The 24,709-nt window shown below is 67.9% G+C and carries 20 protein-coding genes, 2 tRNA genes and 1 pseudogene; 2 read left to right on the top strand and 21 right to left on the bottom strand.

Annotation, left to right across the window (positions count from 1 at the left end; genetic code table 11):
• Window position 1: 1 nt before the first annotated feature.
• The 16 genes from panD to EJG53_RS22595 form a co-directional block, all read right to left on the bottom strand.
• A complete protein-coding gene (panD, locus tag EJG53_RS22675) occupies window positions 2-424 on the bottom strand; it encodes an aspartate 1-decarboxylase (protein ID WP_125046320.1) in 423 nt (140 codons plus the stop codon).
• 185 nt (window positions 425-609) lie between these two features.
• On the bottom strand, window positions 610-1,803 hold the full coding sequence (gene tuf, locus EJG53_RS22670) for an elongation factor Tu (protein WP_031003027.1): 1,194 nt from the start codon (window positions 1,801-1,803) through the stop codon (window positions 610-612).
• A gap of 155 nt (window positions 1,804-1,958) precedes the next feature.
• On the bottom strand, window positions 1,959-4,079 hold the full coding sequence (gene fusA, locus EJG53_RS22665) for an elongation factor G (RefSeq protein ID WP_125046319.1): 2,121 nt from the start codon (window positions 4,077-4,079) through the stop codon (window positions 1,959-1,961).
• Window positions 4,080-4,118: 39 nt separating this feature from the next.
• Complete coding sequence (gene rpsG / locus EJG53_RS22660) at window positions 4,119-4,589, bottom strand: 30S ribosomal protein S7 (protein WP_030017001.1); 471 nt, start codon at window positions 4,587-4,589, stop codon at window positions 4,119-4,121.
• Window positions 4,590-4,591: 2 nt separating this feature from the next.
• Window positions 4,592-4,963 (bottom strand): 30S ribosomal protein S12, encoded by a 372-nt coding sequence (gene rpsL / locus EJG53_RS22655; protein ID WP_003948652.1) that lies wholly within the window; start codon window positions 4,961-4,963, stop codon window positions 4,592-4,594.
• Between the two features lie 409 nt (window positions 4,964-5,372).
• The gene (locus tag EJG53_RS22650; RefSeq protein ID WP_125046318.1) at window positions 5,373-5,849 is read right to left on the bottom strand and encodes a DUF1707 and DUF4190 domain-containing protein; all 477 of its coding nucleotides are present in this window, start codon (window positions 5,847-5,849) and stop codon (window positions 5,373-5,375) included.
• A 325-nt stretch (window positions 5,850-6,174) separates the two neighbouring features.
• Complete coding sequence (locus EJG53_RS22645; RefSeq protein WP_125049529.1) at window positions 6,175-10,074, bottom strand: DNA-directed RNA polymerase subunit beta'; 3,900 nt, start codon at window positions 10,072-10,074, stop codon at window positions 6,175-6,177.
• A 125-nt stretch (window positions 10,075-10,199) separates the two neighbouring features.
• On the bottom strand, window positions 10,200-13,682 hold the full coding sequence (gene rpoB, locus EJG53_RS22640; RefSeq protein ID WP_031003018.1) for a DNA-directed RNA polymerase subunit beta: 3,483 nt from the start codon (window positions 13,680-13,682) through the stop codon (window positions 10,200-10,202).
• Window positions 13,683-14,287: 605 nt separating this feature from the next.
• Window positions 14,288-14,674 (bottom strand): 50S ribosomal protein L7/L12, encoded by a 387-nt coding sequence (gene rplL, locus EJG53_RS22630; RefSeq protein ID WP_031003016.1) that lies wholly within the window; start codon window positions 14,672-14,674, stop codon window positions 14,288-14,290.
• An 89-nt stretch (window positions 14,675-14,763) separates the two neighbouring features.
• The gene (rplJ, locus tag EJG53_RS22625; protein ID WP_125046317.1) at window positions 14,764-15,315 is read right to left on the bottom strand and encodes a 50S ribosomal protein L10; all 552 of its coding nucleotides are present in this window, start codon (window positions 15,313-15,315) and stop codon (window positions 14,764-14,766) included.
• A 320-nt stretch (window positions 15,316-15,635) separates the two neighbouring features.
• On the bottom strand, window positions 15,636-16,490 hold the full coding sequence (locus EJG53_RS22620; RefSeq protein ID WP_125046316.1) for an SCO4651 family lipoprotein: 855 nt from the start codon (window positions 16,488-16,490) through the stop codon (window positions 15,636-15,638).
• 205 nt (window positions 16,491-16,695) lie between these two features.
• The gene (gene rplA, locus EJG53_RS22615; RefSeq protein WP_031003009.1) at window positions 16,696-17,418 is read right to left on the bottom strand and encodes a 50S ribosomal protein L1; all 723 of its coding nucleotides are present in this window, start codon (window positions 17,416-17,418) and stop codon (window positions 16,696-16,698) included.
• A 106-nt stretch (window positions 17,419-17,524) separates the two neighbouring features.
• Window positions 17,525-17,959, bottom strand: coding sequence for a 50S ribosomal protein L11 (rplK, locus tag EJG53_RS22610; protein ID WP_030017009.1), 435 nt, complete (start codon window positions 17,957-17,959; stop codon window positions 17,525-17,527).
• Between the two features lie 168 nt (window positions 17,960-18,127).
• On the bottom strand, window positions 18,128-19,069 hold the full coding sequence (nusG, locus tag EJG53_RS22605; protein ID WP_125046315.1) for a transcription termination/antitermination protein NusG: 942 nt from the start codon (window positions 19,067-19,069) through the stop codon (window positions 18,128-18,130).
• A gap of 71 nt (window positions 19,070-19,140) precedes the next feature.
• On the bottom strand, window positions 19,141-19,434 hold the full coding sequence (secE, locus tag EJG53_RS22600; protein WP_030017011.1) for a preprotein translocase subunit SecE: 294 nt from the start codon (window positions 19,432-19,434) through the stop codon (window positions 19,141-19,143).
• A gap of 109 nt (window positions 19,435-19,543) precedes the next feature.
• A tRNA-Trp gene (locus tag EJG53_RS22595) sits at window positions 19,544-19,616 on the bottom strand.
• A gap of 184 nt (window positions 19,617-19,800) precedes the next feature.
• Here EJG53_RS22595 and EJG53_RS22590 point away from each other — a divergent pair.
• Together EJG53_RS22590 and EJG53_RS22585 are read left to right on the top strand one after the other, a co-directional pair.
• The gene (locus EJG53_RS22590) at window positions 19,801-21,033 is read left to right on the top strand and encodes a pyridoxal phosphate-dependent aminotransferase (RefSeq protein ID WP_125046314.1); all 1,233 of its coding nucleotides are present in this window, start codon (window positions 19,801-19,803) and stop codon (window positions 21,031-21,033) included.
• Between the two features lie 119 nt (window positions 21,034-21,152).
• On the top strand, window positions 21,153-22,175 hold the full coding sequence (locus EJG53_RS22585; RefSeq protein WP_125046313.1) for an adenosine deaminase: 1,023 nt from the start codon (window positions 21,153-21,155) through the stop codon (window positions 22,173-22,175).
• Between the two features lie 21 nt (window positions 22,176-22,196).
• On the opposite strand, the pseudogene EJG53_RS22580 reads toward EJG53_RS22585, so the two are convergent.
• From EJG53_RS22580 to EJG53_RS22560, 5 genes and pseudogenes are all read right to left on the bottom strand, one after another.
• Window positions 22,197-23,251 (bottom strand): annotated as a pseudogene (locus EJG53_RS22580) (UDP-N-acetylmuramate dehydrogenase).
• Window positions 23,252-23,320: 69 nt separating this feature from the next.
• Window positions 23,321-23,755, bottom strand: a complete 435-nt coding sequence (locus tag EJG53_RS22575) for a MaoC family dehydratase (RefSeq protein ID WP_125046312.1) — start codon at window positions 23,753-23,755, stop codon at window positions 23,321-23,323.
• A 4-nt stretch (window positions 23,756-23,759) separates the two neighbouring features.
• The gene (locus tag EJG53_RS22570) at window positions 23,760-24,215 is read right to left on the bottom strand and encodes a MaoC family dehydratase N-terminal domain-containing protein (RefSeq protein ID WP_125046311.1); all 456 of its coding nucleotides are present in this window, start codon (window positions 24,213-24,215) and stop codon (window positions 23,760-23,762) included.
• Window positions 24,216-24,379: 164 nt separating this feature from the next.
• On the bottom strand, window positions 24,380-24,544 hold the full coding sequence (gene rpmG / locus EJG53_RS22565; protein ID WP_006604855.1) for a 50S ribosomal protein L33: 165 nt from the start codon (window positions 24,542-24,544) through the stop codon (window positions 24,380-24,382).
• Between the two features lie 88 nt (window positions 24,545-24,632).
• Window positions 24,633-24,705 (bottom strand) — tRNA-Met (locus tag EJG53_RS22560).
• Window positions 24,706-24,709: the final 4 nt, after the last annotated feature.

Below are 24,709 nucleotides of genomic sequence, written 5' to 3'. Positions count from 1 at the left end.
CCTAAACCCGTACGACCGCCTGCGGGCTGCGCTCCGCCGAACCGCCGGGCACCGGCTCCGACGCGTCCGCGCCGACGGCGACGATGCGGTTGTCCGCGTCCACGTGCACGACACGCGGGCGCAGCGCACGGGCCTCGGCGTCGTCCACCTGGGCGTAGCTGATGAGGATCACCAGGTCGCCGGGGTGGACGAGGTGCGCGGCCGCGCCGTTGATGCCGAGGACGCCGGAGCCGCGCTCGCCCTCGATGATGTACGTCTCCAGGCGCGCGCCGTTGGTGATGTCGACGATGTGGACCAGCTCGCCGGGCAGCAGGTCGGCGGCGTCCAGCAGGTCGGCGTCGACCGTCACCGAGCCGACGTAGTGCAGGTCCGCCTGGGTGACGGTGGCACGGTGGATCTTGGACTTGAACATGGTGCGCAGCATGGCGTCACTTCCGGGAAGAGGGTCGCGTCCCGATGGGGTACGCGCCGACCCGCACATGCTAAGCAGCCGGCGGGCCCAGCAGAAGAGCCCGGCCCCCGAACAGCGAGGAGCCCCGCTCACCCGAAGGTGAGCGGGGCTCCTCAGAGCGCTCGGAAGAGCTGCCGGGTCTCCCCGACCGTCAAGAATTACTTGACGATCTTGGTGACCTGGCCGGCGCCGACGGTCCGGCCACCCTCACGGATGGCGAACTTCAGGCCCTCCTCCATGGCGACCGGCTGGATCAGCTGGACCGACATCTCGGTGTTGTCGCCCGGCATGACCATCTCGGTGCCCTCGGGGAGGGTCACAACACCGGTCACGTCAGTCGTACGGAAGTAGAACTGCGGACGGTAGTTGTTGAAGAACGGCGTGTGGCGGCCACCCTCGTCCTTGGACAGGATGTAGGCCTGCGCCTCGAACTCGGTGTGCGGGGTGACCGAGCCCGGCTTGATGATGACCTGGCCGCGCTCGACGTCCTCGCGCTTGATGCCGCGGAGCAGCAGACCGACGTTCTCACCGGCCTGGCCCTCGTCGAGCAGCTTCCGGAACATCTCGATGCCGGTGACCGTGGTGGTGGTCTTCTCGGTCTTGATGCCGATGATGTCGACGGTCTCGTTGACCTTGAGGACACCACGCTCGATACGACCGGTGACAACGGTGCCACGGCCGGTGATCGTGAAGACGTCCTCGATCGGCATCAGGAACGGCTTGTCGACGTCACGCTCGGGCTGCGGGATCGACTCGTCGACCGCGGCCATGAGCTTGAGGACCGACTCGCCCCACTCCTTGTCGCCCTCCAGCGCCTTGAGCGCGGAGACCTTGACGACCGGAACGTCGTCGCCCGGGAACTCGTACTCCGAGAGGAGCTCACGGACCTCGAGCTCGACGAGCTCCAGGATCTCCTCGTCGTCCACCATGTCGGCCTTGTTCAGGGCCACCACGATGTAGGGCACGCCGACCTGGCGGGCCAGGAGCACGTGCTCCTTGGTCTGCGGCATCGGACCGTCGGTCGCCGCGACCACGAGGATCGCGCCGTCCATCTGGGCGGCACCGGTGATCATGTTCTTGATGTAGTCCGCGTGACCGGGGCAGTCAACGTGGGCGTAGTGACGGTTCTCCGTCTGGTACTCGACGTGCGCGATGGAGATGGTGATACCGCGCTGGCGCTCCTCGGGCGCCTTGTCGATCATGTCGAAGGCCGAGGCCTCGTTCAGGTCCGGGAACGCGTCGTGCAGCACCTTGGTAATGGCGGCCGTGAGGGTCGTCTTACCGTGGTCGATGTGACCGATGGTGCCGATGTTGACGTGCGGCTTAGTCCGCTCGAACTTCGCCTTCGCCACTGGGTCCTCCTGAAGTGGTTCTGTACGCCTTACTCATCGGCGCCAGGTGATCTTTGCTGGGATGCCGGCCGCCGGGGCCCCCTCGCGGGTGGCGGGGACGGGCCCCGGCAGACGGTGTCAAGCCTAAAGCGTCTTGCGACTCGTGCGAGCCGGTACTACTCGCCCTTGGCCTTCGCGATGATCTCCTCGGCGACGTTCCGCGGAACCTCGGCGTAGGAGTCGAACTGCATCGAGTAGCTTGCGCGACCCGAGGTCTTGCTGCGGAGGTCTCCGACGTAGCCGAACATCTCCGAGAGCGGAACCAGGCCCGTGACGAGCTTGGCGCCGTGGCGGTCCTCCATGGACTGGATCTGACCGCGACGCGAGTTGATGTCGCCGATGACGTCACCCATGTAGTCCTCGGGCGTCGTCACCTCGACCTTCATCATCGGCTCCAGCAGGGCCGGGCTGGCCTTGCGGGCGGCCTCCTTGAAGGCCATCGAACCGGCGATCTTGAAGGCCATCTCGGACGAGTCGACCTCGTGGAACGCACCGTCGAGAAGCACGACCTTGACGCCGGTCAGCGGGTAGCCGGCGAGCACGCCGAACTCCATGGCCTCCTGGCAGCCCGCGTCCACGGACGGGATGTACTCCCGCGGGATACGGCCACCGGTGACCTTGTTCTCGAACTCGTACCCGTCACCCTCGAGCGGCTCAAGGGCGATCTGCACCTTCGCGAACTGGCCGGAACCACCAGTCTGCTTCTTGTGCGTGTAGTCCAGGCGCTCGACGGCCTTGCGCAGGGTCTCGCGGTACGCGACCTGCGGCTTGCCGACGTTCGCCTCGACCCGGAACTCGCGCTTCATACGGTCGACCAGCACGTCGAGGTGCAGCTCGCCCATACCCGCGATGATGGTCTGACCGGTCTCCTCGTCCGTGTGGACCTGGAAGGACGGGTCCTCCTCGGCGAGACGCTGGATGGCGACACCCAGCTTCTCCTGGTCGCCCTTGGACTTGGGCTCGATGGCGACCTGGATGACCGGGGCCGGGAACTCCATCGACTCCAGGATGACCTGGTTCGACGGGTCGCAGAGGGTCTCACCGGTGGTGGTCTGCTTCAGACCCATGACGGCGACGATGTCACCGGCACCCACCGACTCGATCTCCTCACGCTTGTTCGCGTGCATCCGGTAGATCTTGCCGATGCGCTCCTTCTTGCCCTTCACCGAGTTGGTGACCTGCGAGCCGGCCTCGAGGCGGCCCGAGTACACCCGGATGAAGGTGAGCTTGCCCAGGTGGGGGTCGCTCGCAATCTTGAACGCGAGGGCGGCCAGCGGCTCCTCCTCGGAGGGGCGGCGCTTGATGACCTCGTCCGCGTCGTTGACGGCGTGGCCCTCGATGGCCTCGACGTCCAGCGGCGACGGGAGGTAGCGCACGACCGCGTCGAGCAGGGGCTGCACGCCCTTGTTCTTGAACGCGGTACCGCAGAAGACGGGGGTGACGGTGGTGTCGCCGCCCTTGCCCGAGTTGATGGTGATACGGCGGATCGCCGCGTGAAGCTGGTCCACGGTGGGCTCCTGGCCCTCCAGGTACAGCTCCATCATCTCTTCGTCGTTCTCGGCGACGGCCTCGAGGAGCTTGCCGCGCCACTCGTCGGCGGCCTCGGCGTGCGTGGCCGGGATGTCGACGGTGTCGTACATCTCGCCCTTGGCCGCCTCGGCGGACCAGACCAGCGCCTTCATGGAGACGAGGTCGATGACGCCCTTGAAGTCCGCCTCGGTGCCGATCGGGAGCTGCATCACGATCGGGGTCGCGCCCAGGCGGTCCACGATCATGTCGACGCAGCGGTGGAACTCCGCACCGGTGCGGTCGAGCTTGTTGACGAAGCAGATGCGCGGCACGCCGTAACGGTCGGCCTGACGCCAGACGGTCTCGGACTGCGGCTCAACACCGGCAACGCCGTCGAACACCGTCACCGCACCGTCGAGCACGCGCAGCGAACGCTCCACCTCGACGGTGAAGTCGACGTGGCCCGGGGTGTCGATGATGTTGATGGTGTGGTCGACGTCGTTCAGCGGCCAGTGGCAGGTCGTCGCGGCAGACGTGATCGTGATGCCGCGCTCCTGCTCCTGCTCCATCCAGTCCATCGTGGCAGCGCCGTCGTGGACCTCACCGATCTTGTAGGAGACACCGGTGTAGAACAGGATCCGCTCGGTGGTGGTCGTCTTGCCCGCGTCGATGTGGGCCATGATCCCAATGTTGCGGACCTTGGCCAGGTCAAGCGAAGTGGTAGCCATATCGGCTCAATCTTCTCTCGGTCTCGATGGGGGTAGCGACTACCAGCGGTAGTGCGCGAAGGCCTTGTTGGACTCGGCCATCTTGTGCGTGTCCTCACGCTTCTTGACCGAAGCGCCGAGGCCGTTCGAGGCGTCCAGCAGCTCGTTCATGAGGCGCTCGGTCATGGTCTTCTCACGGCGGGCGCGCGAGTAGCCCACGAGCCAGCGCAGCGAGAGCGTGGCGGCGCGGCCGGGCTTGACCTCGACCGGGACCTGGTAGGTCGCGCCACCGACACGGCGGGACTTGACCTCAAGGGTCGGCTTGATGTTCTCCAGCGCGCGCTTCAGCGTGATGACCGGGTCGTTGCCGGTCTTCTCACGCAGACCCTCCATGGCGCCGTAAACGATGCGCTCGGCGGTGGAGCGCTTGCCGTTCAGCAGGACCTTGTTGATGAGGGAGGTCACCAGAGGAGAGCTGTAGACCGGGTCAATGATGACCGGGCGCTTCGGGGCGGGGCCCTTACGAGGCATTCTTACTTCTCCTTCTTGGCGCCGTAGCGGCTGCGAGCCTGCTTGCGGTTCTTGACGCCCTGCGTGTCGAGGGAGCCGCGGATGATCTTGTACCGAACACCCGGCAGGTCCTTCACACGGCCGCCACGCACGAGCACGATCGAGTGCTCCTGCAGGTTGTGGCCCTCACCCGGAATGTAAGCGGTGACCTCGATGCCGCTGGTCAGACGCACACGCGCGACCTTACGCAGGGCCGAGTTCGGCTTCTTCGGGGTGGTCGTGAAAACACGCGTGCAGACGCCGCGGCGCTGGGGCGAACCCTCCAGTGCGGGCGTCTTGTTCTTCTCGACCTTGTCCTGCCGGCCCTTGCGGACCAGCTGCTGGATCGTAGGCACCGTTTCTCCGGTTTCTGTGTGCCAGTCTCGGTAAAGCTAACCTGGAACAGTCCCCGACCCACGCGGTCGGGTGTGTCGAATACTGCAGACCCCTCGCTGGAACGAGGACGGCGGCAGATTGCGGTGTCGAGACCCGGCTTCCGTACGGACGAGTGCACGCACGGCAGCCTGAGGACACCCCAGGCACAAGGTCAGAGCGTACCTACCGCATGGGCTGCGGTCAAAACAAATGCACACGCGAAGGACACGCCGGACTCCTCCGGCGCTGCGGCCACCGTAGTGGGATCGGGGGCCGTACGGAAGAAGGCTCCACCATCGCCGCGCGCGCCGTGACGGCCGTCGTACGGCGCCCGGAGCCGCTCCCGGCTCCCGGTGGCCCCCGCGCCTCCGGCGCCTCACCGCCGCGGCCTCAGAGGTTCGCCGCCCCCACGAAGACCATCAGGATGAAGAACAGCAGCCAGCCGCTGATCCCCAGCCAGCCCAGGACCAGCCCGGCGACCGCCTGACCGTCCCCGCGCTCCCCCGTGCGGCGGATCTCGGCGCGCGCCTTGTGCCCCAGGATCACCGCGGGTATCGAGGTCAGGCCCCACGTCACCGGGGCGAGGATGCCGCACACCAGCGCGCCGGTCGCCGAGCCGTTGGTCGGCGCGAGCACCGGCTGCACCGGCATGAACGCCGGCGGTACCGCGGGCGGGGGCCCGAACTGCTGCTGCGGCATCGGACCCTGCGGCAGGTCCGCCACCAGCATCTGCAGCTCGGCCTGGGTCTGTGCCTGGTACGCGCGGCCGATGCGCTGCTCGTACTCCTGCTGCGGAAGCCGCCCCTCGGCGAAACCGGCCTTCAGCACGTCCACCGCACGCTCGCGGTCGGCGTGCGAGGCACGCATGGCCGGGACCTGGCCCGGGCCCTGGACCGGCTGCCCGCCTTGCCACGGCGCCGGCTGTCCACCCTGCCACGGCTGGAACGCCACTCTCAGCACCTCCCCCACATTAGGCAGTACCACCCATCATTCAGTACGCGCCAGAAGAGCGCACGGTTCCCCGCGCATGATTCCGCGCACGCACCACACCGCCCCGCCCGCCGCAAGCCGGGCCGGCGGGCCGCCGACGGGGTGAATCGCCCCACAACGCCGCAGGGCGGCCACCCCGTAGGGTGACCGCCCTGCCGCTCACAGCGCGTGTCCGGTCCGGCCGCTCAGGCCGGCCGGGCCCTTACTGGTTGTACGGACCGTAGTCGTAGTCCTCCAGCGGGACCGCCTGGCCGGAGCCGGTGCCGAAGGGCGAGTAGTCGATGTCGTCGTAACCGACGGCCGAGTACATCGCGGCCTTGGCCTCCTCGGTGGGCTCCACCCGGATGTTGCGGTAGCGGGACAGGCCCGTACCGGCCGGGATGAGCTTACCGATGATGACGTTCTCCTTGAGGCCGATCAGGGAGTCCGACTTGGCGTTGATCGCCGCGTCGGTGAGCACCCGGGTCGTCTCCTGGAAGGACGCCGCCGACAGCCAGGACTCGGTGGCCAGCGAAGCCTTGGTGATACCCATCAGCTGCGGACGGCCGGAGGCCGGGTGGCCGCCTTCCTGGACCACACGACGGTTCTCGCTCTCGAACTTCGTCCGCTCCACCAGCTCGCCCGGCAGCAGCTCCGCGTCGCCGGACTCGATGATCGTCACGCGGCGCAGCATCTGCCGGATGATGATCTCGATGTGCTTGTCGTGGATCGCCACGCCCTGGTTGTTGTAGACCTTCTGGACCTCGCCGACCAGGTGGACCTGGACGGCGCGCTGGCCCAGGATGCGCAGCACGTCGTGCGGGTTGACGGCACCCACGGTCAGCGCCTGGCCGACCTCGACGTGGTCACCCTCGCTCACCAGCAGACGGGCACGCTTGGAGACGCCGTACGCCGTCTCGTCGCTGCCGTCGTCCGGCGTGACGACGACCTTCTTCGTCTTCTCGGTCTCCTCGATCCGCACGCGGCCGGCGGCCTCGGAGATCGGGGCGACGCCCTTGGGCGTACGCGCCTCGAAGAGCTCGACGACACGCGGCAGACCCAGGGTGATGTCGTCACCCGCCACACCACCGGTGTGGAAGGTACGCATCGTGAGCTGGGTGCCGGGCTCACCGATGGACTGGGCGGCGATGATGCCGACCGCCTCACCGATGTCGACCAGCTTGCCGGTGGCCAGCGAGCGGCCGTAGCAGAAGGCACAGGTGCCGACGGCGGACTCGCAGGTCAGGACCGAGCGGGTCTTGACCTCCTCGACGCCGTGCGCGACGAGCTGGTCGATGAGGACATCGCCCAGGTCGACGTTGGCGGGGCCGATGACCTTGCCGTCCACCACGACGTCCTCGGCCAGCATGCGTGCGTACACGCTGGACTCGACGTCGTCCGCCTTGCGCAGGACACCGTCGGCGCCCTTGCTGGCGATCCGCAGCTTCAGACCGCGCTCGGTGCCGCAGTCCTCCTCGCGGATGATGACGTCCTGCGAGACGTCCACGAGACGACGGGTCAGGTAACCCGAGTCGGCGGTACGCAGGGCGGTGTCCGCGAGACCCTTACGGGCACCGTGGGTGGAGATGAAGTACTCCAGCACGGACAGACCCTCACGGAACGACGCCTTGATGGGCCGCGGGATGGTCTCGTTCTTCGCGTTCGACACCAGACCACGCATACCGGCGATCTGCCGCATCTGCATCATGTTTCCTCGGGCACCCGAGTCAACCATCATGAAGATGGGGTTCGTCTTGGGGAAGTTGTCGTTCATCGCCTCGGCGACCTCGTTGGTCGCCTTGGTCCAGATGTTGATCAGTTCCTGAGTGCGCTCGTCCTTGGTGATCAGACCGCGCTCGTACTGCTTCTGGACCTTCTCGTCCTGGGCCTCGTAGCCCGCGACGATGGCCTTCTTGGCCTCCGGCACGACGATGTCCGAGACCGCGACGGTGACACCGGAACGGGTCGCCCAGTGGAAACCGGCCGCCTTCAGGTTGTCCAGCGTCGCCGCCACGATGACCTTGGGGTAGCGCTCGGCCAGGTCGTTGACGATCGCGGAGAGCTGCTTCTTGCCCACCGAGTAGTCGACGAACGGGTAGTCCTCGGGCAGCAGCTCGTTGAAGAGCGCGCGGCCCAGGGTCGTCCGCAGCCGGAAGCTGTCACCCTGCTGCCACTCGGGCTCGCCCTCCTCCTGGACCGGCGGGGTCCAGCCGCGGGGCGGGACGGTGCCGATCGGGAAGCGGATGTCGACCTTCGCCTGGAGCGACAGCTCCCGGTTGTCGAAGGCCATGATCGCCTCGGCGACCGAGCCGAAGGACCGGCCCTCACCGATGACCTCGCGCTCCGCCTCGTCGGTGGTGAGGAAGAACAGGCCCAGCACCATGTCCTGGGTCGGCATGGTGACCGGACGGCCGTCGGCCGGCTTGAGGATGTTGTTCGAGGACAGCATCAGGATGCGGGCCTCGGCCTGCGCCTCCGCGGACAGCGGCAGGTGCACGGCCATCTGGTCACCGTCGAAGTCCGCGTTGAACGCGGTGCACACGAGCGGGTGAATCTGAATGGCCTTGCCCTCGACGAGCTGCGGCTCGAAGGCCTGGATGCCGAGGCGGTGCAGGGTGGGCGCACGGTTCAGCAGGACCGGGTGCTCCGCGATGACCTCTTCGAGGACGTCGTAGACGACCGTGCGGCCGCGCTCGACCATCCGCTTGGCGCTCTTGATGTTCTGCGCGTGGTTCAGGTCGACCAGGCGCTTCATCACGAACGGCTTGAAGAGCTCCAGCGCCATGGCCTTCGGCAGACCGCACTGGTGCAGCTTGAGCTGCGGACCGACGACGATCACGGAACGCGCGGAGTAGTCCACACGCTTGCCGAGCAGGTTCTGACGGAAGCGGCCCTGCTTGCCCTTCAGCATGTCGCTGAGGGACTTCAGCGGGCGGTTGCCCGGGCCGGTGACCGGCCGGCCACGACGGCCGTTGTCGAACAGCGCGTCCACGGCCTCCTGGAGCATGCGCTTCTCGTTGTTCACGATGATCTCGGGCGCGCCGAGGTCGAGAAGCCGCTTCAGGCGGTTGTTGCGGTTGATCACACGGCGGTACAGGTCGTTCAGGTCGGAGGTCGCGAAGCGGCCACCGTCCAACTGCACCATCGGACGCAGGTCCGGCGGGATGACCGGGATGCAGTCCAGCACCATGCCGTTGGGGCTGTTGCGGGTCTGCAGGAACGCGGAGACGACCTTCAGGCGCTTGAGCGCACGGGTCTTCTTCTGGCCCTTGCCGGTACGGATGATCTCGCGGAGCTTCTCGGCCTCTTCGTCGAGGTCGAAGGACTCCAGGCGCTTCTGGAGCGCCGCCGCGCCCATGCCGCCCATGAAGTACGTGCCGAAGCGGTCACGCAGCTCGCGGTAGAGCAGCTCGTCGCCCTCCAGGTCCTGGACCTTGAGGTTCTTGAAGCGGCTCCACACCTCGTCGAGGCGGTCGATCTCGCGCTGCGCGCGGTCGCGAAGCTGCTTCATCTCCCGCTCGGCGCCCTCGCGCACCTTGCGGCGCACGTCCGCCTTGGCGCCCTCGGCCTCCAGCTCGGCCAGGTCGGTCTCGAGCTTCTTGGCGCGGGCCTCGAGGTCCGCGTCGCGGCGCTGCTCGATCTGCTGGCGCTCGACGGAGACGTGCGCCTCCAGCGAGGGCAGGTCGCGCGTACGGCGCTCCTCGTCCACCCACGTGATCATGTAGGCGGCGAAGTAGATGACCTTCTCCAGGTCCTTCGGGGCGAGGTCGAGCAGGTAGCCCAGCCGCGACGGAACGCCCTTGAAGTACCAGATGTGCGTGACGGGGGCGGCCAGCTCGATGTGGCCCATCCGCTCACGGCGCACCTTGGCGCGAGTGACCTCGACGCCACAGCGCTCGCAGATGATGCCCTTGAACCGGACACGCTTGTACTTGCCGCAGTAGCACTCCCAGTCCCGGGTCGGACCGAAGATCTTCTCGCAGAAGAGCCCGTCCTTTTCCGGCTTGAGGGTGCGGTAGTTGATGGTCTCCGGCTTCTTGACCTCACCGTGGGACCACTGTCGGATGTCGTCCGCGGTCGCCAGGCCGATCCGCAGCTCGTCGAAGAAGTTGACGTCGAGCACTGTCGTCAATCCCTCTTTCAGGGTCGTGCCCTTCGCGTAAGCGAAAAAATGGGCTCTACATCATGGTCTGTACGGGTCCGGGGCGACCGGGGCTCCTTGGGGGGAAGGAGCCCCGGCCAGGCCCGTCAGACCTCTTCGACGCTGCTCGGCTCGCGCCGGGACAGGTCGATACCGAGCTCCTCCGCGGCGCGGAAGACATCCTCGTCCGTGTCGCGCATCTCGATGGACATGCCGTCCGAGGACAGCACCTCCACGTTCAGGCAGAGCGACTGCATTTCCTTGATGAGCACCTTGAAGGACTCGGGAATGCCGGGCTCGGGGATGTTCTCGCCCTTGACGATCGCCTCGTAGACCTTCACGCGGCCGGTCACGTCGTCGGACTTGATGGTCAGCAGCTCCTGGAGGGCGTACGCGGCGCCGTAAGCCTCCAGCGCCCACACCTCCATCTCACCGAAGCGCTGGCCACCGAACTGGGCCTTACCACCCAGCGGCTGCTGGGTGATCATCGAGTACGGACCGGTCGACCGCGCGTGCAGCTTGTCGTCGACCAGGTGGTGGAGCTTCAGGATGTACATGTACCCGACCGAGATCGGGTCCGGGAACGGCTCACCGGAACGGCCGTCGAACATCCGGGCCTTGCCGGTGTCCTTGACCATCCGCTCGCCGTCGCGGTTCGGCAGCGTGGAGTCGAACAGACCAGCGAGCTCGTCCTCGCGCGCACCGTCGAAGACCGGGGTCGCGACGTTGGTGCGGGGCGCGACCTCGTCGGCGCCGATCGCCTGGAGACGCTTCTGCCAGTCGGCGTCGCCCTCGACCTTCCAGCCCTGGCTGGCGAGCCAGCCGAGGTGGATCTCCAGGACCTGACCCGGGTTCATTCGGGACGGGACACCCAGCGGGTTGAGGATGATGTCGACCGGGGTGCCGTCCTCCAGGAACGGCATGTCCTCGACCGGCAGGATCTTGGAGATGACACCCTTGTTGCCGTGGCGGCCGGCGAGCTTGTCACCGTCGGTGATCTTGCGCTTCTGCGCCACGTAGACGCGGACGAGCTGGTTCACGCCCGGGGGCAGCTCGTCGCCCTCTTCACGGTCGAAGACGCGGACGCCGATGACCTTGCCGATCTCGCCGTGCGGGACCTTCAGCGAGGTGTCACGGACCTCACGGGCCTTCTCACCGAAGATGGCGCGCAGCAGGCGCTCCTCGGGGGTCAGCTCGGTCTCACCCTTGGGCGTGACCTTGCCGACGAGGATGTCGCCGGCGACGACCTCGGCACCGATCCGGATGATGCCGCGCTCGTCGAGGTCCGAGAGGACCTCCTCGGAGACGTTCGGGATGTCCCGGGTGATCTCCTCCGGGCCCAGCTTGGTGTCCCGGGCGTCGACCTCGTGCTCCTCGATGTGGATCGAGGACAGGACGTCGTCCTGCACGAGGCGCTGCGACAGGATGATCGCGTCCTCGTAGTTGTGGCCCTCCCACGGCATGAACGCCACGAGGAGGTTCTTGCCGAGCGCCATCTCGCCCTGGTCCGTGGAGGGACCGTCGGCGAGCACCTGGCCCACGACGACGCGCGCGCCCTCGTCCACGACGACCTTCTGGTTGAAGGAGGTGCCCTGGTTGGAGCGGGTGAACTTGGCGACGCGGTACGTGGTGTACGTGCCGTCGTCGTTGGCGACGGTGATGTAGTCCGCGGAGACCTCCTGGACCACACCGTCCTTCTCGGCCTTGATGACGTCACCGGCGTCGACCGCGCAGCGGTACTCCATGCCGGTGCCGACCAGCGGGGCCTCCGCCTTGATCAGCGGCACGGCCTGGCGCATCATGTTCGATCCCATGAGCGCGCGGTTGGCGTCGTCGTGCTCCAGGAAGGGGATCATGGCGGTCGCGGCCGACACCATCTGGCGCGGCGAGACGTCCATGTAGTCCACGTCCTCGCGGGCGGCGAGGTCGACCTCACCACCGCGGCGGCGGCACATGACGCGGCCTTCGGCGAACTGCATGTCCTCGGTGAGGGGGGCGTTCGCCTGCGCGATGAGGAAGCGGTCTTCCTCGTCGGCGGTCAGGTAGTCGACCTGCTCGGTGACCCGGCCGTCGACGACCTTGCGGTACGGCGTCTCGATGAAGCCGAAGACGTTGACCCGGCCGTAGGAGGCGAGCGAGCCGATCAGACCGATGTTCGGGCCTTCGGGCGTCTCGATCGGGCACATGCGGCCGTAGTGCGAGGGGTGCACGTCACGGACGTCCAGGCCGGCCCGCTCACGGGACAGACCGCCGGGGCCCAGCGCGGACAGACGGCGCTTGTGGGTCAGGCCCGACAGCGGGTTCGTCTGGTCCATGAACTGGGAAAGCTGGCTGGTGCCGAAGAACTCCTTGATGGAGGCGACGACCGGCCGGATGTTGATCAGGGTCTGCGGCGTGATCGCCTCGACGTCCTGGGTGGTCATGCGCTCACGCACGACACGCTCCATACGGGCGAGACCCGTACGGACCTGGTTCTGGATCAGCTCGCCGACGTTGCGCAGGCGGCGGTTGCCGAAGTGGTCGATGTCGTCGGTCTCGACGACGATCTCCGTGCCGTTCTCGCCGATCGTCTCGGTCTCGCCGGCGTGCAGCTTGACCAGGTACTTGATCGTGGCGATGACGTCGTCGGTGGTCAGCACACCGGCGTCCAGCGGCTCGTCGCCGCCGAGCTTCTTGTTGACCTTGTAGCGGCCGACCTTCGCGAGGTCGTAGCGCTTCGGGTTGAAGTAGAGGTTCTCCAGCAGCGTCTGCGCGGCCTCGCGCGTCGGCGGCTCGCCCGGACGCAGCTTGCGGTAGATGTCGAGCAGCGCGTCGTCCTGGCCCTGGGTGTGGTCCTTCTCCAGGGTGGCGCGCATCGACTCGTACTCGCCGAACTCTTCGAGGATCTGCTCGGTCGTCCAGCCGAGAGCCTTGAGGAGGACGGTCACGGACTGCTTGCGCTTGCGGTCGATGCGCACGCCGACCATGTCGCGCTTGTCGATCTCCATCTCCAGCCAGGCACCCCGGGACGGGATGATCTTGGCGGTGAAGATGTCCTTGTCGGACGTCTTGTCGATCTGGCTGTCGAAGTAGACGCCCGGCGAGCGGACCAACTGCGAGACGACGACACGCTCGGTGCCGTTGATGCAGAAGGTGCCCTTGTTGGTCATGAGCGGGAAGTCGCCCATGAAGACCGTCTGAGACTTGATCTCACCGGTCTCGTTGTTGGTGAACTCAGCCGTGACGAAGAGCGGAGCCGCGTACGTGAAGTCGCGCTCCTTGCACTCGTCGATGGAGTTCTTCGGGGGCTCGAATCGGTGGTCGCGGAACGTCAGCGACATCGACCCGGAGAAGTCCTCGATCGGGGAGATCTCTTCGAAGATCTCCTCCAGACCGGACTTGGTGGGGACGTCCTGACCACTTTCCAGCGCAGCCTCGACGCGACCCTTCCATGCGGCATTGCCGAGCAGCCAGTCGAAGCTTTCGGTCTGCAGCGCAAGGAGGTTCGGAACCCCGAGGGGCTCCTTGATCTTCGCAAAAGAGATGCGCAGCGGGGCGGTGCTGTCGCCGTTGTTCGTATTGGCAGTCGAGGCGTTGCGCGAGGCGGCCAAGAGGGGGTCCTTCCGAGGGCTCGGACTCACTACGCGCGTACCGGTCCCGGACCGAACACAGCCGGAGGAAAGGCCCAGGTCAGGGCGGATCAGTCGGCATTGCTCGAGCTCGGGTATGCCCCTGGTGACGGGCAGGGAGCAGCTAACAGGCAGCGCAAAGGGTCAGTGTAGCCACTCGGCACACTGATGTCCAGAGTGAGTTTCCGGAGACCGGTTCAGCACCGTGATACCGATCTTCTCCCTCCGGGAGGCGGCACCCTCCGTGACGGAGGTACCCCTCTTTGTTCGTCTCAACGCCCAACGTCTTATGCCTGCCACGAGCCGTGCGCCAACAGGCGCACCCCGATGCTTCCCTCTTCGCCGGCGATCCATGCCTCGAACCCGGATCGCTTCTGACGTCGCGTCCTGAGAATTGCGCGCTGCGTGCGGTTCGTCAAGGCCCCCCACCCACTGGAAGATCGTCACGGGGTGCACGGCCGGGCAACGAAGATCACCATACTCGCACGGAAGGGCGGGAGGGCGCAGCCGCGGCCTGAACGCCCGAAGGCGACCACCCGCATGGGTGATCGCCTTCAGGTTTGCGAAGAGTCAGCAGACTCGTCGGGTCACTTGACCTCGACGGAGGCGCCGGCGCCCTTGAGGGCCTCGGCGGCCTTGTCCGCGGCGTCCTTGGCGACCTTCTCGAGGACCGGCTTCGGGGTGCCGTCCACGAGGTCCTTGGCCTCCTTCAGACCCAGCGAGGTCAGCTCACGCACGACCTTGATGACCTGGATCTTCTTGTCGCCGGCACCGGTGAGGATGACGTCGAACTCGTCCTGCTCCTCGGCGGCGGCGGCGTCGCCACCACCCTGGGCCGGGGCGGCAACGACGGCGGCCGGGGCGGCAGCCTCGACGTCGAACTTCTCCTCGAACTTCTTCACGAAGTCGGAGAGCTCGATGAGGGTCATCTCCTCGAACTGGGCCAGCAGTTCGTCCTGGGTGAGCTTCGCCATGGTGGCGGTCCTTCCACTAATTCGGCTGGTGCCGGATGTACATTGCGGCGGGCGTGCTGAGCAGACGTGCCCGCTGGACTGCGGAGTGGTTACTCCGCCGCCTCGGCGGGAGCCGGCTCACCGGCACCGCCCTGCTCGACCTTGCTGCGAAGAGCTTCCGCGGTGCGGACCATCTTCGTGAGCGGGGCCTGGAAGGTCGCCGCGGCCTTGGCCATGGACGCCTTCATGCCACCCGCCAGCTTGGCGAGCAGAACCTCGCGGGACTCGAGGTCCGCAAGCTTCTTGATCTCGTCGGCGGACAGCGCCTTGCCTTCAAGGACACCGCCCTTGATGACGAGAGAGGGGTTCTCCTTGGCGAAGTCACGAAGACCCTTCGCCGCCTCGACCGGGTCACCGGTCACAAAAGCGACAGCCGTCGAGCCCTTGAGGTGCTCGTCCAGCGTGATCCCGGCCTCAGTGGCCGCAATCTTGGTCAGCGTGTTCTTCACCACACGGTACTGAGCGTTGTCACCGAGCGAACGGCGCAGCTGCTTGAGCTGAGCGACGGACAGTCCGGTGTACGCGGTCACAACAGCGGCGTTGGAGTTACGGAGCTTGTCCGTGATCTCCTCGACGGCTGCGACCTTGTCGGGCCTCGCCATGAGCCTCGGCCTCCTTCCGGGTGATGAGGACCGCGCAGAAGGGGCTGGGCAAAACAAACGCCCCGGCGCAAGCGCACGGGGCATGGCTCTACCGGTCGAAACGGAGTTCTTCCGGGAGTTCTTCCTCGTCCACCTGCGCAGGCCGTCCGCAGCTAGCGGATCCTTCGGTTCCGTACGCCACGAGGGCGCACAGAGACAACCAGCGGTCTTTGGCTTCTTCGCTACGGTACGCGAACGGCCACCGCGCAGGCAAATCCGCTCCCGGACCCGGCGGCGCGCGGCGCGCCGGGCCCGGAGACGGCGGGGCGGGCGGGCGCCGGTCAGCCCTTCAGGCCGCCGCCCACGGCGCCGGCGCCGATCTTGCTGCCGTCGGTGACCTGCGAGGCCGGCGGCTCCTGGACGCTCACCTTGGTGCCGTAGTCGGAGTAGTAGGTCGTGCTCTCCACCAGACCCACATTGCTCCGGGTCTTCTCGGCCTTCTTGACCAGCAGGTCACCGGGGCCGATCCACAGGTCGAGGGTCTGGTTCTTGATGCCGCTCTGCTTGTACGACTCCTCCAGCGCCTTCATGTCCTTGGCGCTGAAGTTCTCGGACGTCTGCATACGGGTCAGCTCGGCCGCGTCGAAGGTGGCGGTGTAGTGGGTCGCCTGGACGCCGCGTACGTCCTCCGTACCGGTCTTCTTGGCCTTGCCCGACGCGATGACCAGGCCGACGGACCGCGACGGGTTGCTGTTCTGCATCTGGTCCTTGAGCAGCGCGTAGAGCGTGCTCTTCTCGGCCATGACGTTGTAGTCGTACTTCAGCCAGGACTTGCCGCCGCCGAGGTTCAGGAACGCCGCCTCCGGGGTGTAGACGGCCTTCATGGGCTTGCCGCCGCCCAGCCCGCCCTTACCGGCCATCTCGACGTTCATCCGCATGCCCTCGGACCAGTCCATCTCGCTCTTCATGGTCTGGGTCGCCTGGCCCGACCTGGTCGTCGTCTCGGCCTTGGCCGACTTCTCCGCGCCGGTCTTCTCGGAGGCCGTCCGCAGCGCCGCGACGGCGGCCTGGACGGGCGAGCCGTTGCCGCCCGCGTCGCCGCCCGCCTTGTTGCCGCCGTCCTTGTCGCCGCAGGCGGTCAGGCCGGCCAGCATGACGACGCCGGCCACGGCCGCCGTGATCCGCGCAGTACGCACGTGTGTCTCCCCGTTGTAGATCAGCTTTACGACTGCGGCCGAGCGTAGTGCAGAGGGGTGACAGCGCCCGGTGCCGGGCCCCGCGGCGTCCCGAACGCCCCGTGCCGTCCCGTACGGGCCCGATGGGCGCAAAAAGCGCCGGGCCCCGCACCTCGGGTGAGGTGCGGGGCCCGGCGTACGCGTACGCGCGCGCCTGCCGTCAGACTCAGACGGCGAGCGCGTCCTCCTCGACGAGGAGGTTGCGGGTGCGGTTGCTGTCGACCGGGACGCCGGGGCCCATCGTGGTGGCGATGGTGGCCTTCTTGATGTAGCGGCCCTTGGCGGCGGACGGCTTGAGACGGTTGATCTCCTCCAGCGCCGCGGCGTAGTTCTCCACCAGCTTGGCGTCGTCGAAGGACACCTTGCCGATGATGAAGTGGAGGTTCGCGTGCTTGTCCACGCGGAACTCGATCTTGCCGCCCTTGATGTCGGTGACAGCCTTGGCGACATCCGGGGTGACGGTGCCGGTCTTCGGGTTCGGCATCAGACCACGGGGACCGAGCACGCGGCCGAGGCGGCCGACCTTGCCCATGAGGTCCGGCGTGGCGACGACGGCGTCGAAGTCCAGGCGGCCCTTGGAGACCTCGTCGATCAGTTCGTCGGAGCCGACGATGTCGGCGCCGGCGGCTTCCGCGGCCGCAGCACGGTCGCCGGTCGCGAAGACCAGGACCCGGGCGGTCTTACCGGTGCCGTGCGGAAGGTTCACGGTGCCACGGACCATCTGGTCGGCCTTGCGCGGGTCGACACCCAGACGCATGGCGACCTCGACGGTCGCGTCGAACTTGGCCGCGGAGGTCTCCTTGGCCAGACGGACGGCCTCGAGCGGGGCGTACAGACGCTCCCGGTCGATCTTCGCGTCCGCGTTGCGAAGAGTCTTGCTGCGCTTCACTGCTGCTCCTGAATGGTGGCGATGGAGTCGTGGTACGGGCCAGCGCCTGGCCCTGCCACGTGCCCCGTGATGCGGCGGGTGCCGCGGGGCGGATGCGGGGTGGCTGTCAGCCCTCGACCGTGATGCCCATGGAACGGGCGGTGCCGGCGATGATCTTCGACGCGGCGTCCAGGTCGTTGGCGTTCAGGTCGGGCATCTTGGTGGTGGCGATCTCGCGGACCTGGTCGGCCGTGATCTTGGCGACCTTGGTCTTGTGCGGCTCGCCGGAGCCCTTCTCCACGCCCGCGGCCTTCAGGATCATCTTCGAGGCCGGCGGCGTCTTGGTCACGAAGGTGAAGGAACGGTCCTCGTAGACCGTGATCTCCACCGGGATGACCCAGCCACGCTGCGACTCGGTCGCGGCGTTGTAGGCCTTGCAGAACTCCATGATGTTGACGCCGTGCTGACCCAGCGCGGGGCCGACCGGCGGAGCCGGGTTCGCGGCACCGGCCTGGATCTGGAGCTTGATGAGCCCCGTGACCTTCTTCTTCTTGGGAGGCATGCTCTCTCCGGGTCCTAGTGAGAGGTTTTTCGCCAGACCATCCGGTCATCCGGATGGAGGCATACCGCACAACGATAACGGGTATAGAGGTGCGGCCAAAAACCGAGCAGGTCAGACGGTCCCCGAGGGGCTCGCCTGACCTGTTCGGAAGCGTGGTTCCAGAAGGTGTCAGTTCTTCTGGATCTGGTCGAAGCTCAGCTCGACCGGGGTCTCCCGGCCGAAGATCTCGACCAGGCCCTTGACCTTCTTCGAGTCGGCGTTGATCTCGTTGATCGTGGCCTGCAGCGTGGCGAACGGGCCGTCGGTGACGGTGACCGAGTCGCCCACCTCGAAGTCCAGCACCTGGACCTCGACCTTGCGGGACGGCGCCGGCTTGCCCTCGGCCTCGGCGGCCTCCTTGGCGGCCTTCGCCTCGGCCTCCGGGGCGAGCATCTTGACGATCTCGTCCAGGGTCAGCGGGTACGGGTCGTAGGCGTTGCCCACGAAGCCGGTCACGCCGGGCGTGTTGCGCACGACGCCCCAGGACTCGTTCGTCAGGTCCATGCGCACGAGCACGTAGCCCGGGAGCTTGTTCTGGCGGACGTTCTTGCGCTCGCCGTTCTTGATCTGGACGATCTCTTCCTCGGGGACCTCGGCCTGGTAGATGAAGTCCTCGACGTTGAGCGAGACGGCGCGCTGCTCCAGGTTGGCCTTCACGCGCTTCTCGTAGCCCGCGTAGGTGTGGATGACGTACCACTCGCCCGGAAGGGTGCGCAGCTCCTCGCGGAGCGCGGCGATCGGGTCGACCGGCTCGGCCTCGTCCTCGGCCTCGTCCTGCGCCGCGGCCTCGTCGGTCTCCGCCTCGCCGGCGGCCTCATCGGCCTCGTCGGCCTCGGCAGCCTCGTCTTCGGCCTCGACGTTCACCGCGGCCTCTTCGGCGGGCTCGCCCGCCTCGGCGTCCTCGGTGTCGAGCTCGTCGGCCGCGTCGGCGCCCTCGACGATCTCGCGAGCGCCCTCTTCGTCGGCAATCGCCGCAGCGTCGCCCTCGACCTCGGCCGAGGCAGCCGCGTCAACGTCGGCCGCTGCCGTCTCGACGGAGTCGGCGGCGTCGTTCAGGTTCGGGTCAGACACGGTGGCTGCTTCTTCCTGGCTTCAAGGGGTTGAACATGCAAAGGGGCGCCCGGAAGGCGCCCTTCGCGGGATCAGCCGAAGACGTACTTGACGGCCTCGTTGAATCCCAAGTCAATCACGGTTACAAGACCGATGACGATGACGACGAAGACGATCACCACGGTGGTGTACGTGGAGAGCTGTCCCCGCGTGGGCCAGACGACCTTGCGGAGTTCGGCGATGATCTGCCGGTAGAAGAGCGCGAGGCGGGCGAACGGGCCCTTCTTGCCGCGCTTGCCGCCGCGGCGGGGCTTCTTCGCGTCCGAGCCCTCGTCTTCGGAACGACCGCGCTCAGGCATGTCGATGGAGCCCAGGGCGTCCGTCACTCGTCCTCACCTGAATCCGGGTCGTTGGCCGTGCCGCGCCCGGTAGAGCCGCACGGCGGTGCATTTCAGTACGTACGCGTGCACGCGACTCGGCGACGAGTGCGTGTAGCAGGGCCGGAGGGACTTGAACCCCCAACCGCTGGTTTTGGAGACCAGTGCTCTACCAATTGAGCTACGACCCTTTGTGGTTCCCCCAACCTACCGCATCCCGACCACTGCACCAGGTGCGTGGCCGCTTGCGCCCTGTCGGGAGCCAACGGTCTGCGAGTGTACGTGGTTCGCGGCCGGGCGTCGAACAGAAAGCCCCGAGGTGGTGCCCGCAAACCCGTGTGCCCGCCCTGTCGGCGGTCTGGGAACATGCAGTACATGAGCGCTACTCCTCCCGCACAGTCCCCCACCGACCGTCGGGTGTCGGCCCGCGTCGGGTCGATCTCCGAGTCCGCGACCCTCGCCGTCGACGCCAAGGCGAAGGCCCTCAAGGCCGCCGGGCGTCCGGTGATCGGCTTCGGCGCCGGTGAGCCCGACTTCCCCACGCCGGACTACATCGTCGAGGCCGCCGTCGAGGCGTGCCGCGACCCGAAGTTCCACCGCTACACGCCGGCCGGCGGTCTGCCCGAGCTGAAGGCGGCCATCGCCGCGAAGACGCAGCGCGACTCCGGGTACGCGGTCGAGGCGGCGAACGTGCTGGTCACCAACGGTGGCAAGCAGGCGATCTACGAGGCGTTCGCGGCGATCCTGGACCCGGGCGACGAGGTCATCGTGCCGGCCCCGTACTGGACCACCTACCCGGAGTCGATCCGGCTGGCGGGCGGCGTGCCGGTGGACGTGGTGGCCGACGAGACCACCGGTTACCGGGTGTCCGTGGAGCAACTGGAGGCGGCCCGTACGGACCGTACGAAGGTGCTGCTGTTCGTCTCGCCGTCCAACCCGACCGGCGCGGTCTACACCCGCGAGCAGGTCGAGGCGGTGGGCCGCTGGGCCGCCGAGCACGGCCTGTGGGTCCTGACGGACGAGATCTACGAGCACCTGGTCTACGGCGACGCGGAGTTCTCCTCGCTGCCGGTGGTGGTCCCGGAGCTGCGCGACAAGTGCATCATCGTCAACGGTGTGGCCAAGACGTACGCGATGACCGGCTGGCGGGTGGGCTGGGCCATCGGCCCGCAGGATGTGATCAAGGCCGCGGCGAACCTCCAGTCGCACGCCACCTCCAACGTCTCCAACGTCGCGCAGGCGGCCGCCATCGCCGCGGTCTCCGGTGACCTGGACGCCGTCGAGGAGATGAAGGTCGCCTTCGACCGGCGCCGCAAGACGATGGTGCGGATGCTCAACGAGATCGAGGGCGTGCTGTGCCCCGAGCCGGAGGGCGCGTTCTACGCCTACCCGTCGGTCAAGGGCCTGCTCGGCAAGGAGATCCGGGGCAAGCGCCCGCAGACCAGCGTGGAGCTGGCCGGGCTGATCCTGGAGGAGGCCGAGGTGGCGGTCGTCCCGGGTGAGGCGTTCGGCACGCCGGGCTACCTGCGTCTGTCGTACGCGCTGGGTGACGAGGACCTGGTCGAGGGCATCTCGCGGGTCCAGAAGCTGCTGGCCGAGGCCAAGTAGCGCACAGCGGCATCCGTGCGGGCCCCGGGGCTTTCCCGGGGCCCGCATCTGCTTTCGGGCGGGCGCTCGTTCGGGCAGGGGCCTACCGGCGCGTCGGCCCCGTACGGCAAGATCCTGGGATGGAACGTGTACGCGATGTCCGAGGGCTGCCGAAGGCCCACCTGCACCTGCACTTCACGGGGTCGATGCGGCCGTCGACCCTGCTGGAGCTCGCCGACAAGTACGGCGTGCACCTGCCGGAGGCCCTGAAGGGCGGCGAGCCGCCGAAGCTGCGGGCCACGGACGAGCGCGGCTGGTTCCGCTTCCAGCGGCTGTACGACATCGCGCGCTCCTGTCTGCGCTCCCCGGAGGACATCCAGCGGCTGGTCAGGGAGGCCGCCGAGGAGGACGTACGGGACGGCTCGGGCTGGCTGGAGATCCAGGTCGACCCGACCTCGTACGCGCCCCGGCTGGGCGGGCTGATCCCGGCTCTGGAGATCATCCTGGACGCGGTGCGGGCCGCCTCCCGGGACACCGGGCTCGGGATACGGGTGCTGGTGGCCGCGAACCGGATGAAGCACCCCCTGGACGCCCGTACGCTGGCCCGTCTCGCGGTCCGCTACGCCGACCACGGCGTGATCGGTTTCGGTCTCTCCAACGACGAGCGGCGGGGTTTCGCACGCGATTTCGACCGGGCCTTCGCCATCGCGCGCGACGGCGGGCTGCTGGCGGCTCCGCACGGCGGCGAGCTGTCCGGGCCGTCGAGCGTCCGGGACTGCCTGGACGACCTGCACGCGTCCCGTGTGGGGCACGGGGTGCGGGCGGCGGAGGACCCGGCGCTGCTGCGGCGGCTGGCCGAGCGCGGGGTGACCTGCGAGGTCTGCCCGGCGTCGAACGTGGCCCTGGGCGTCTACGAGAAGCCCGAGGACGTACCGCTGCGGACGCTGTACGACGCGGGCGTCCCGATGGCGCTGGGCGCCGATGACCCGCTGCTGTTCGGCTCCCGGCTGGCGGAGCAGTACGAGATCGCCCGTACGGCGCACGGCTTCTCGGACGCGGAGCTGGCCGAGCTGGCCCGCCAGTCGATCGAGGGCTCGCGGGCGCCGGAGGACGTACGGCGGAAACTGCTGGCCGGGGTGGACGCGTGGCTGGCGGACGGCTGAGCGCTGGGCGGGCCCCGCGCCCTAAAGGGTGACGCCGACCGTCACCGGCTCGTTGACCAGCGTGACGCCGAAGGCCGCGCGGACGCCCTCGCGGACCTCGCGGGCCAGCGCGAGCAGGTCCTCGGTGGTGGCCTCGCCGCGGTTGGTGAGGGCGAGGGTGTGCTTGGTGGAGATGCGGGCCGGGCCGTCGCCGTAGCCCTTGGTGAAGCCGGCGCGGTCGATGAGCCAGGCTGCCGAGGTCTTCACGCGCCCCTCCCCGCCGGGAAGGCGGGCGGGGTGACGTCCGCGCCGAGGCGCTCGTGGACGCGGGCGAGGAAGTCCGCGTACTGGGCCTCGGTGAGGACCGGATTGGTGAAGAAGGAGCCCGCCGACCAGGTGTCGTGGTCCTCCGGGTCGAGCACCATGCCCTTGCCGGCCCGCAGCTTGAGCACGGTCTCGCGGGCGTCGGCGGCCGGCACCCGGTCGCCCGCCTCGACACCGAGGGTGCGGGCGGTCTCCGCGTACTTGATCGGCGCGGACAACCCGCCCGCGTCCTCCAGGGCGAAGCGCACGCGCAGCACGACGAACCGGCCGGGGTGCTCCTTGAAGCGGCTGTGGCGGTACGAGAACGCGCACTCGGCGTTCGAAAGGGTCACGGTCTCGCCCGCTGTGCGGTCGTACGCGACCACTTCGGTGATGGTGGAGGACACTTCCTGTCCGTACGCGCCCACGTTCTGAATGGGCGTGGCACCCGCCGAGCCGGGGATGCCGGCCAGGCACTCGATGCCCGCGAGCCCGGCCTCGACCGTACGGGCCACCGCGTCGGACCAGTTCTCGCCCGCGGCCAGCGTCAGGTCGGTGCCGTCCAGGGCGAAGCCGCGGGTGGCGATGCGCAGCGCGGTGCCCTCGAAGCCCTTGTCGCCGATGACCAGGTTGCTGCCGCCGCCGATGACGAGCAGCGGCGTACCGGAGGCGTCGGCCTCGCGGACGGCCGCGATCACCTCGTCGTCCGTGGTGGCGGTGAGCAGCCGGGTGGCCGGTCCGCCGAGGCGGAAGGTGGTCAGCGGGGCGAGGGGAGCGTCGGTGAGTTCCTGCACGGGCTCAAGAGTACGGGGGCGGTCCGCCGCGCCGGCCGGGCCGCCCCCGTGCAGTGACGATCACTCGCCTCAGGCGAGCCGCACCACCGCGCGCGACATCCCGAGCACCTTCTTGCCGTCGCTGGTCGCGGTGAGGTCGACGCGGACCGTACGGGCCTGGTCGTCCAGTTTGGCCGCGACCTTGGCGCTGACCTCGATGACCGCGCCCTCGTCGTCGTTGGGCACCACGACCGGCTTGGTGAAGCGCACGCCGTACTCGACGACGGCGCCCGGGTCACCGGTCCAGTCGGTGATCACACGGATCGCCTCGGCCATGGTGAACATGCCGTGCGCGATCACGTCGGGCAGGCCGACCTCCTTGGCGAACTTCTCGTTCCAGTGGATCGGGTTGAAGTCGCCGGAGGCGCCCGCGTAGCGCACGAGTGTGGCGCGGGTCACGGGAAAGGTCTGCGCCGGGAGTTCGGTGCCGGCCTCGACGTCGTCGTAAGAGATCTTCGCCGTCATCGCGTCAGCCCTCCTGCCCGGCGGCGCGCGCCACCAGCTTGGTGAAAGCGGTCACCACGTGTTCGCCCGCCGCGTCGTGCACCTCACCGCGGATATCGAGAATGTCGTTTCCCGCCATGGATTTGATCGCCTCGATGGTCGAGGTGACCGTCAGCCGGTCACCGGCGCGCACCGGGCGGGTGTAGACGAATTTCTGGTCGCCGTGCACCACCCGGCTGTAATCGAGACCGAGCTGCGGGTCTTCGACCACCTGTCCGGCGGCACGGAAAGTGATGGAGAACACAAAGGTCGGCGGGGCGATCACATCGGGGTGACCGAGCGCCCTGGCGGCTTCGGCGTCGGTGTACGCCGGTGCGGGGTCCCCGATCGCCTCGGCGAATTCGCGGATCTTCTCCCGGCCGACCTCGTAAGGAGCGGTGGCCGGGTAGCTCCGCCCGACAAAGGACTGGTCGAGCGCCATGGGCTCGCAACCTCCCTGAAGTGGTCCCTGCAAAGAACCTGACCTTGCCATACCGGCACGCCGGCCCGGCGGGGCGGCACCGCGCCGCGCGCCGCCGCCGTCGCACCACAACGCCGCGAGGCCGCCCCCAAGGACTGGGGACGGCCTCGCGGACGAGCCTGGTGTTATCGCGTCTCGCGGTGCGCGGTGTGCGAGTTGCAGCGCGGGCAGTGCTTCTTCATCTCAAGACGGTCCGGGTCGTTACGCCGGTTCTTCTTGGTGATGTAGTTCCGCTCCTTGCACTCCACGCAGGCCAGCGTGATCTTCGGGCGGACGTCGGTGGCAGCCACGTGAGTGCTCCTTGACGGACGGATGGACGGATGAACGCATAGAAGAGTAGCCGATCGGAGGACCGACCCCACAATCGGCTACTGTCAGTAGCGGTGACCGGACTTGAACCGGTGACACAGCGATTATGAGCCGCTTGCTCTACCGACTGAGCTACACCGCTGTGA

The sequence above is a fragment of the Streptomyces chrestomyceticus JCM 4735 genome (assembly GCF_003865135.1).
Lineage (GTDB): Bacteria > Actinomycetota > Actinomycetes > Streptomycetales > Streptomycetaceae > Streptomyces > Streptomyces chrestomyceticus.
Note: the sequence above shows the minus strand (reverse complement) of the source record. Positions and strands in the feature narration are given on the sequence as shown.

Excerpts from the sequence above, each read along its gene's own strand:
- rplK (WP_030017009.1), bottom strand. The coding sequence starts at position 17,959 with ATGCCTCCCAAGAAGAAGAAGGTCACGGGGCTCATCAAGCTCCAGATC.
- rplJ (WP_125046317.1), bottom strand. The coding sequence starts at position 15,315 with ATGGCGAGGCCCGACAAGGTCGCAGCCGTCGAGGAGATCACGGACAAG.
- panD (WP_125046320.1), bottom strand. The coding sequence starts at position 424 with ATGCTGCGCACCATGTTCAAGTCCAAGATCCACCGTGCCACCGTCACC.
- EJG53_RS22575 (WP_125046312.1), bottom strand. The coding sequence starts at position 23,755 with ATGACGGCGAAGATCTCTTACGACGACGTCGAGGCCGGCACCGAACTC.
- rplL (WP_031003016.1), bottom strand. The coding sequence starts at position 14,674 with ATGGCGAAGCTCACCCAGGACGAACTGCTGGCCCAGTTCGAGGAGATG.
- EJG53_RS22570 (WP_125046311.1), bottom strand. The coding sequence starts at position 24,215 with ATGGCGCTCGACCAGTCCTTTGTCGGGCGGAGCTACCCGGCCACCGCT.
- EJG53_RS22590 (WP_125046314.1), top strand. The coding sequence starts at position 19,801 with ATGAGCGCTACTCCTCCCGCACAGTCCCCCACCGACCGTCGGGTGTCG.
- EJG53_RS22650 (WP_125046318.1), bottom strand. The coding sequence starts at position 5,849 with ATGCGTGCCTCGCACGCCGACCGCGAGCGTGCGGTGGACGTGCTGAAG.
- fusA (WP_125046319.1), bottom strand. The coding sequence starts at position 4,079 with ATGGCTACCACTTCGCTTGACCTGGCCAAGGTCCGCAACATTGGGATC.
- rpsG (WP_030017001.1), bottom strand. The coding sequence starts at position 4,589 with ATGCCTCGTAAGGGCCCCGCCCCGAAGCGCCCGGTCATCATTGACCCG.
- EJG53_RS22585 (WP_125046313.1), top strand. The coding sequence starts at position 21,153 with ATGGAACGTGTACGCGATGTCCGAGGGCTGCCGAAGGCCCACCTGCAC.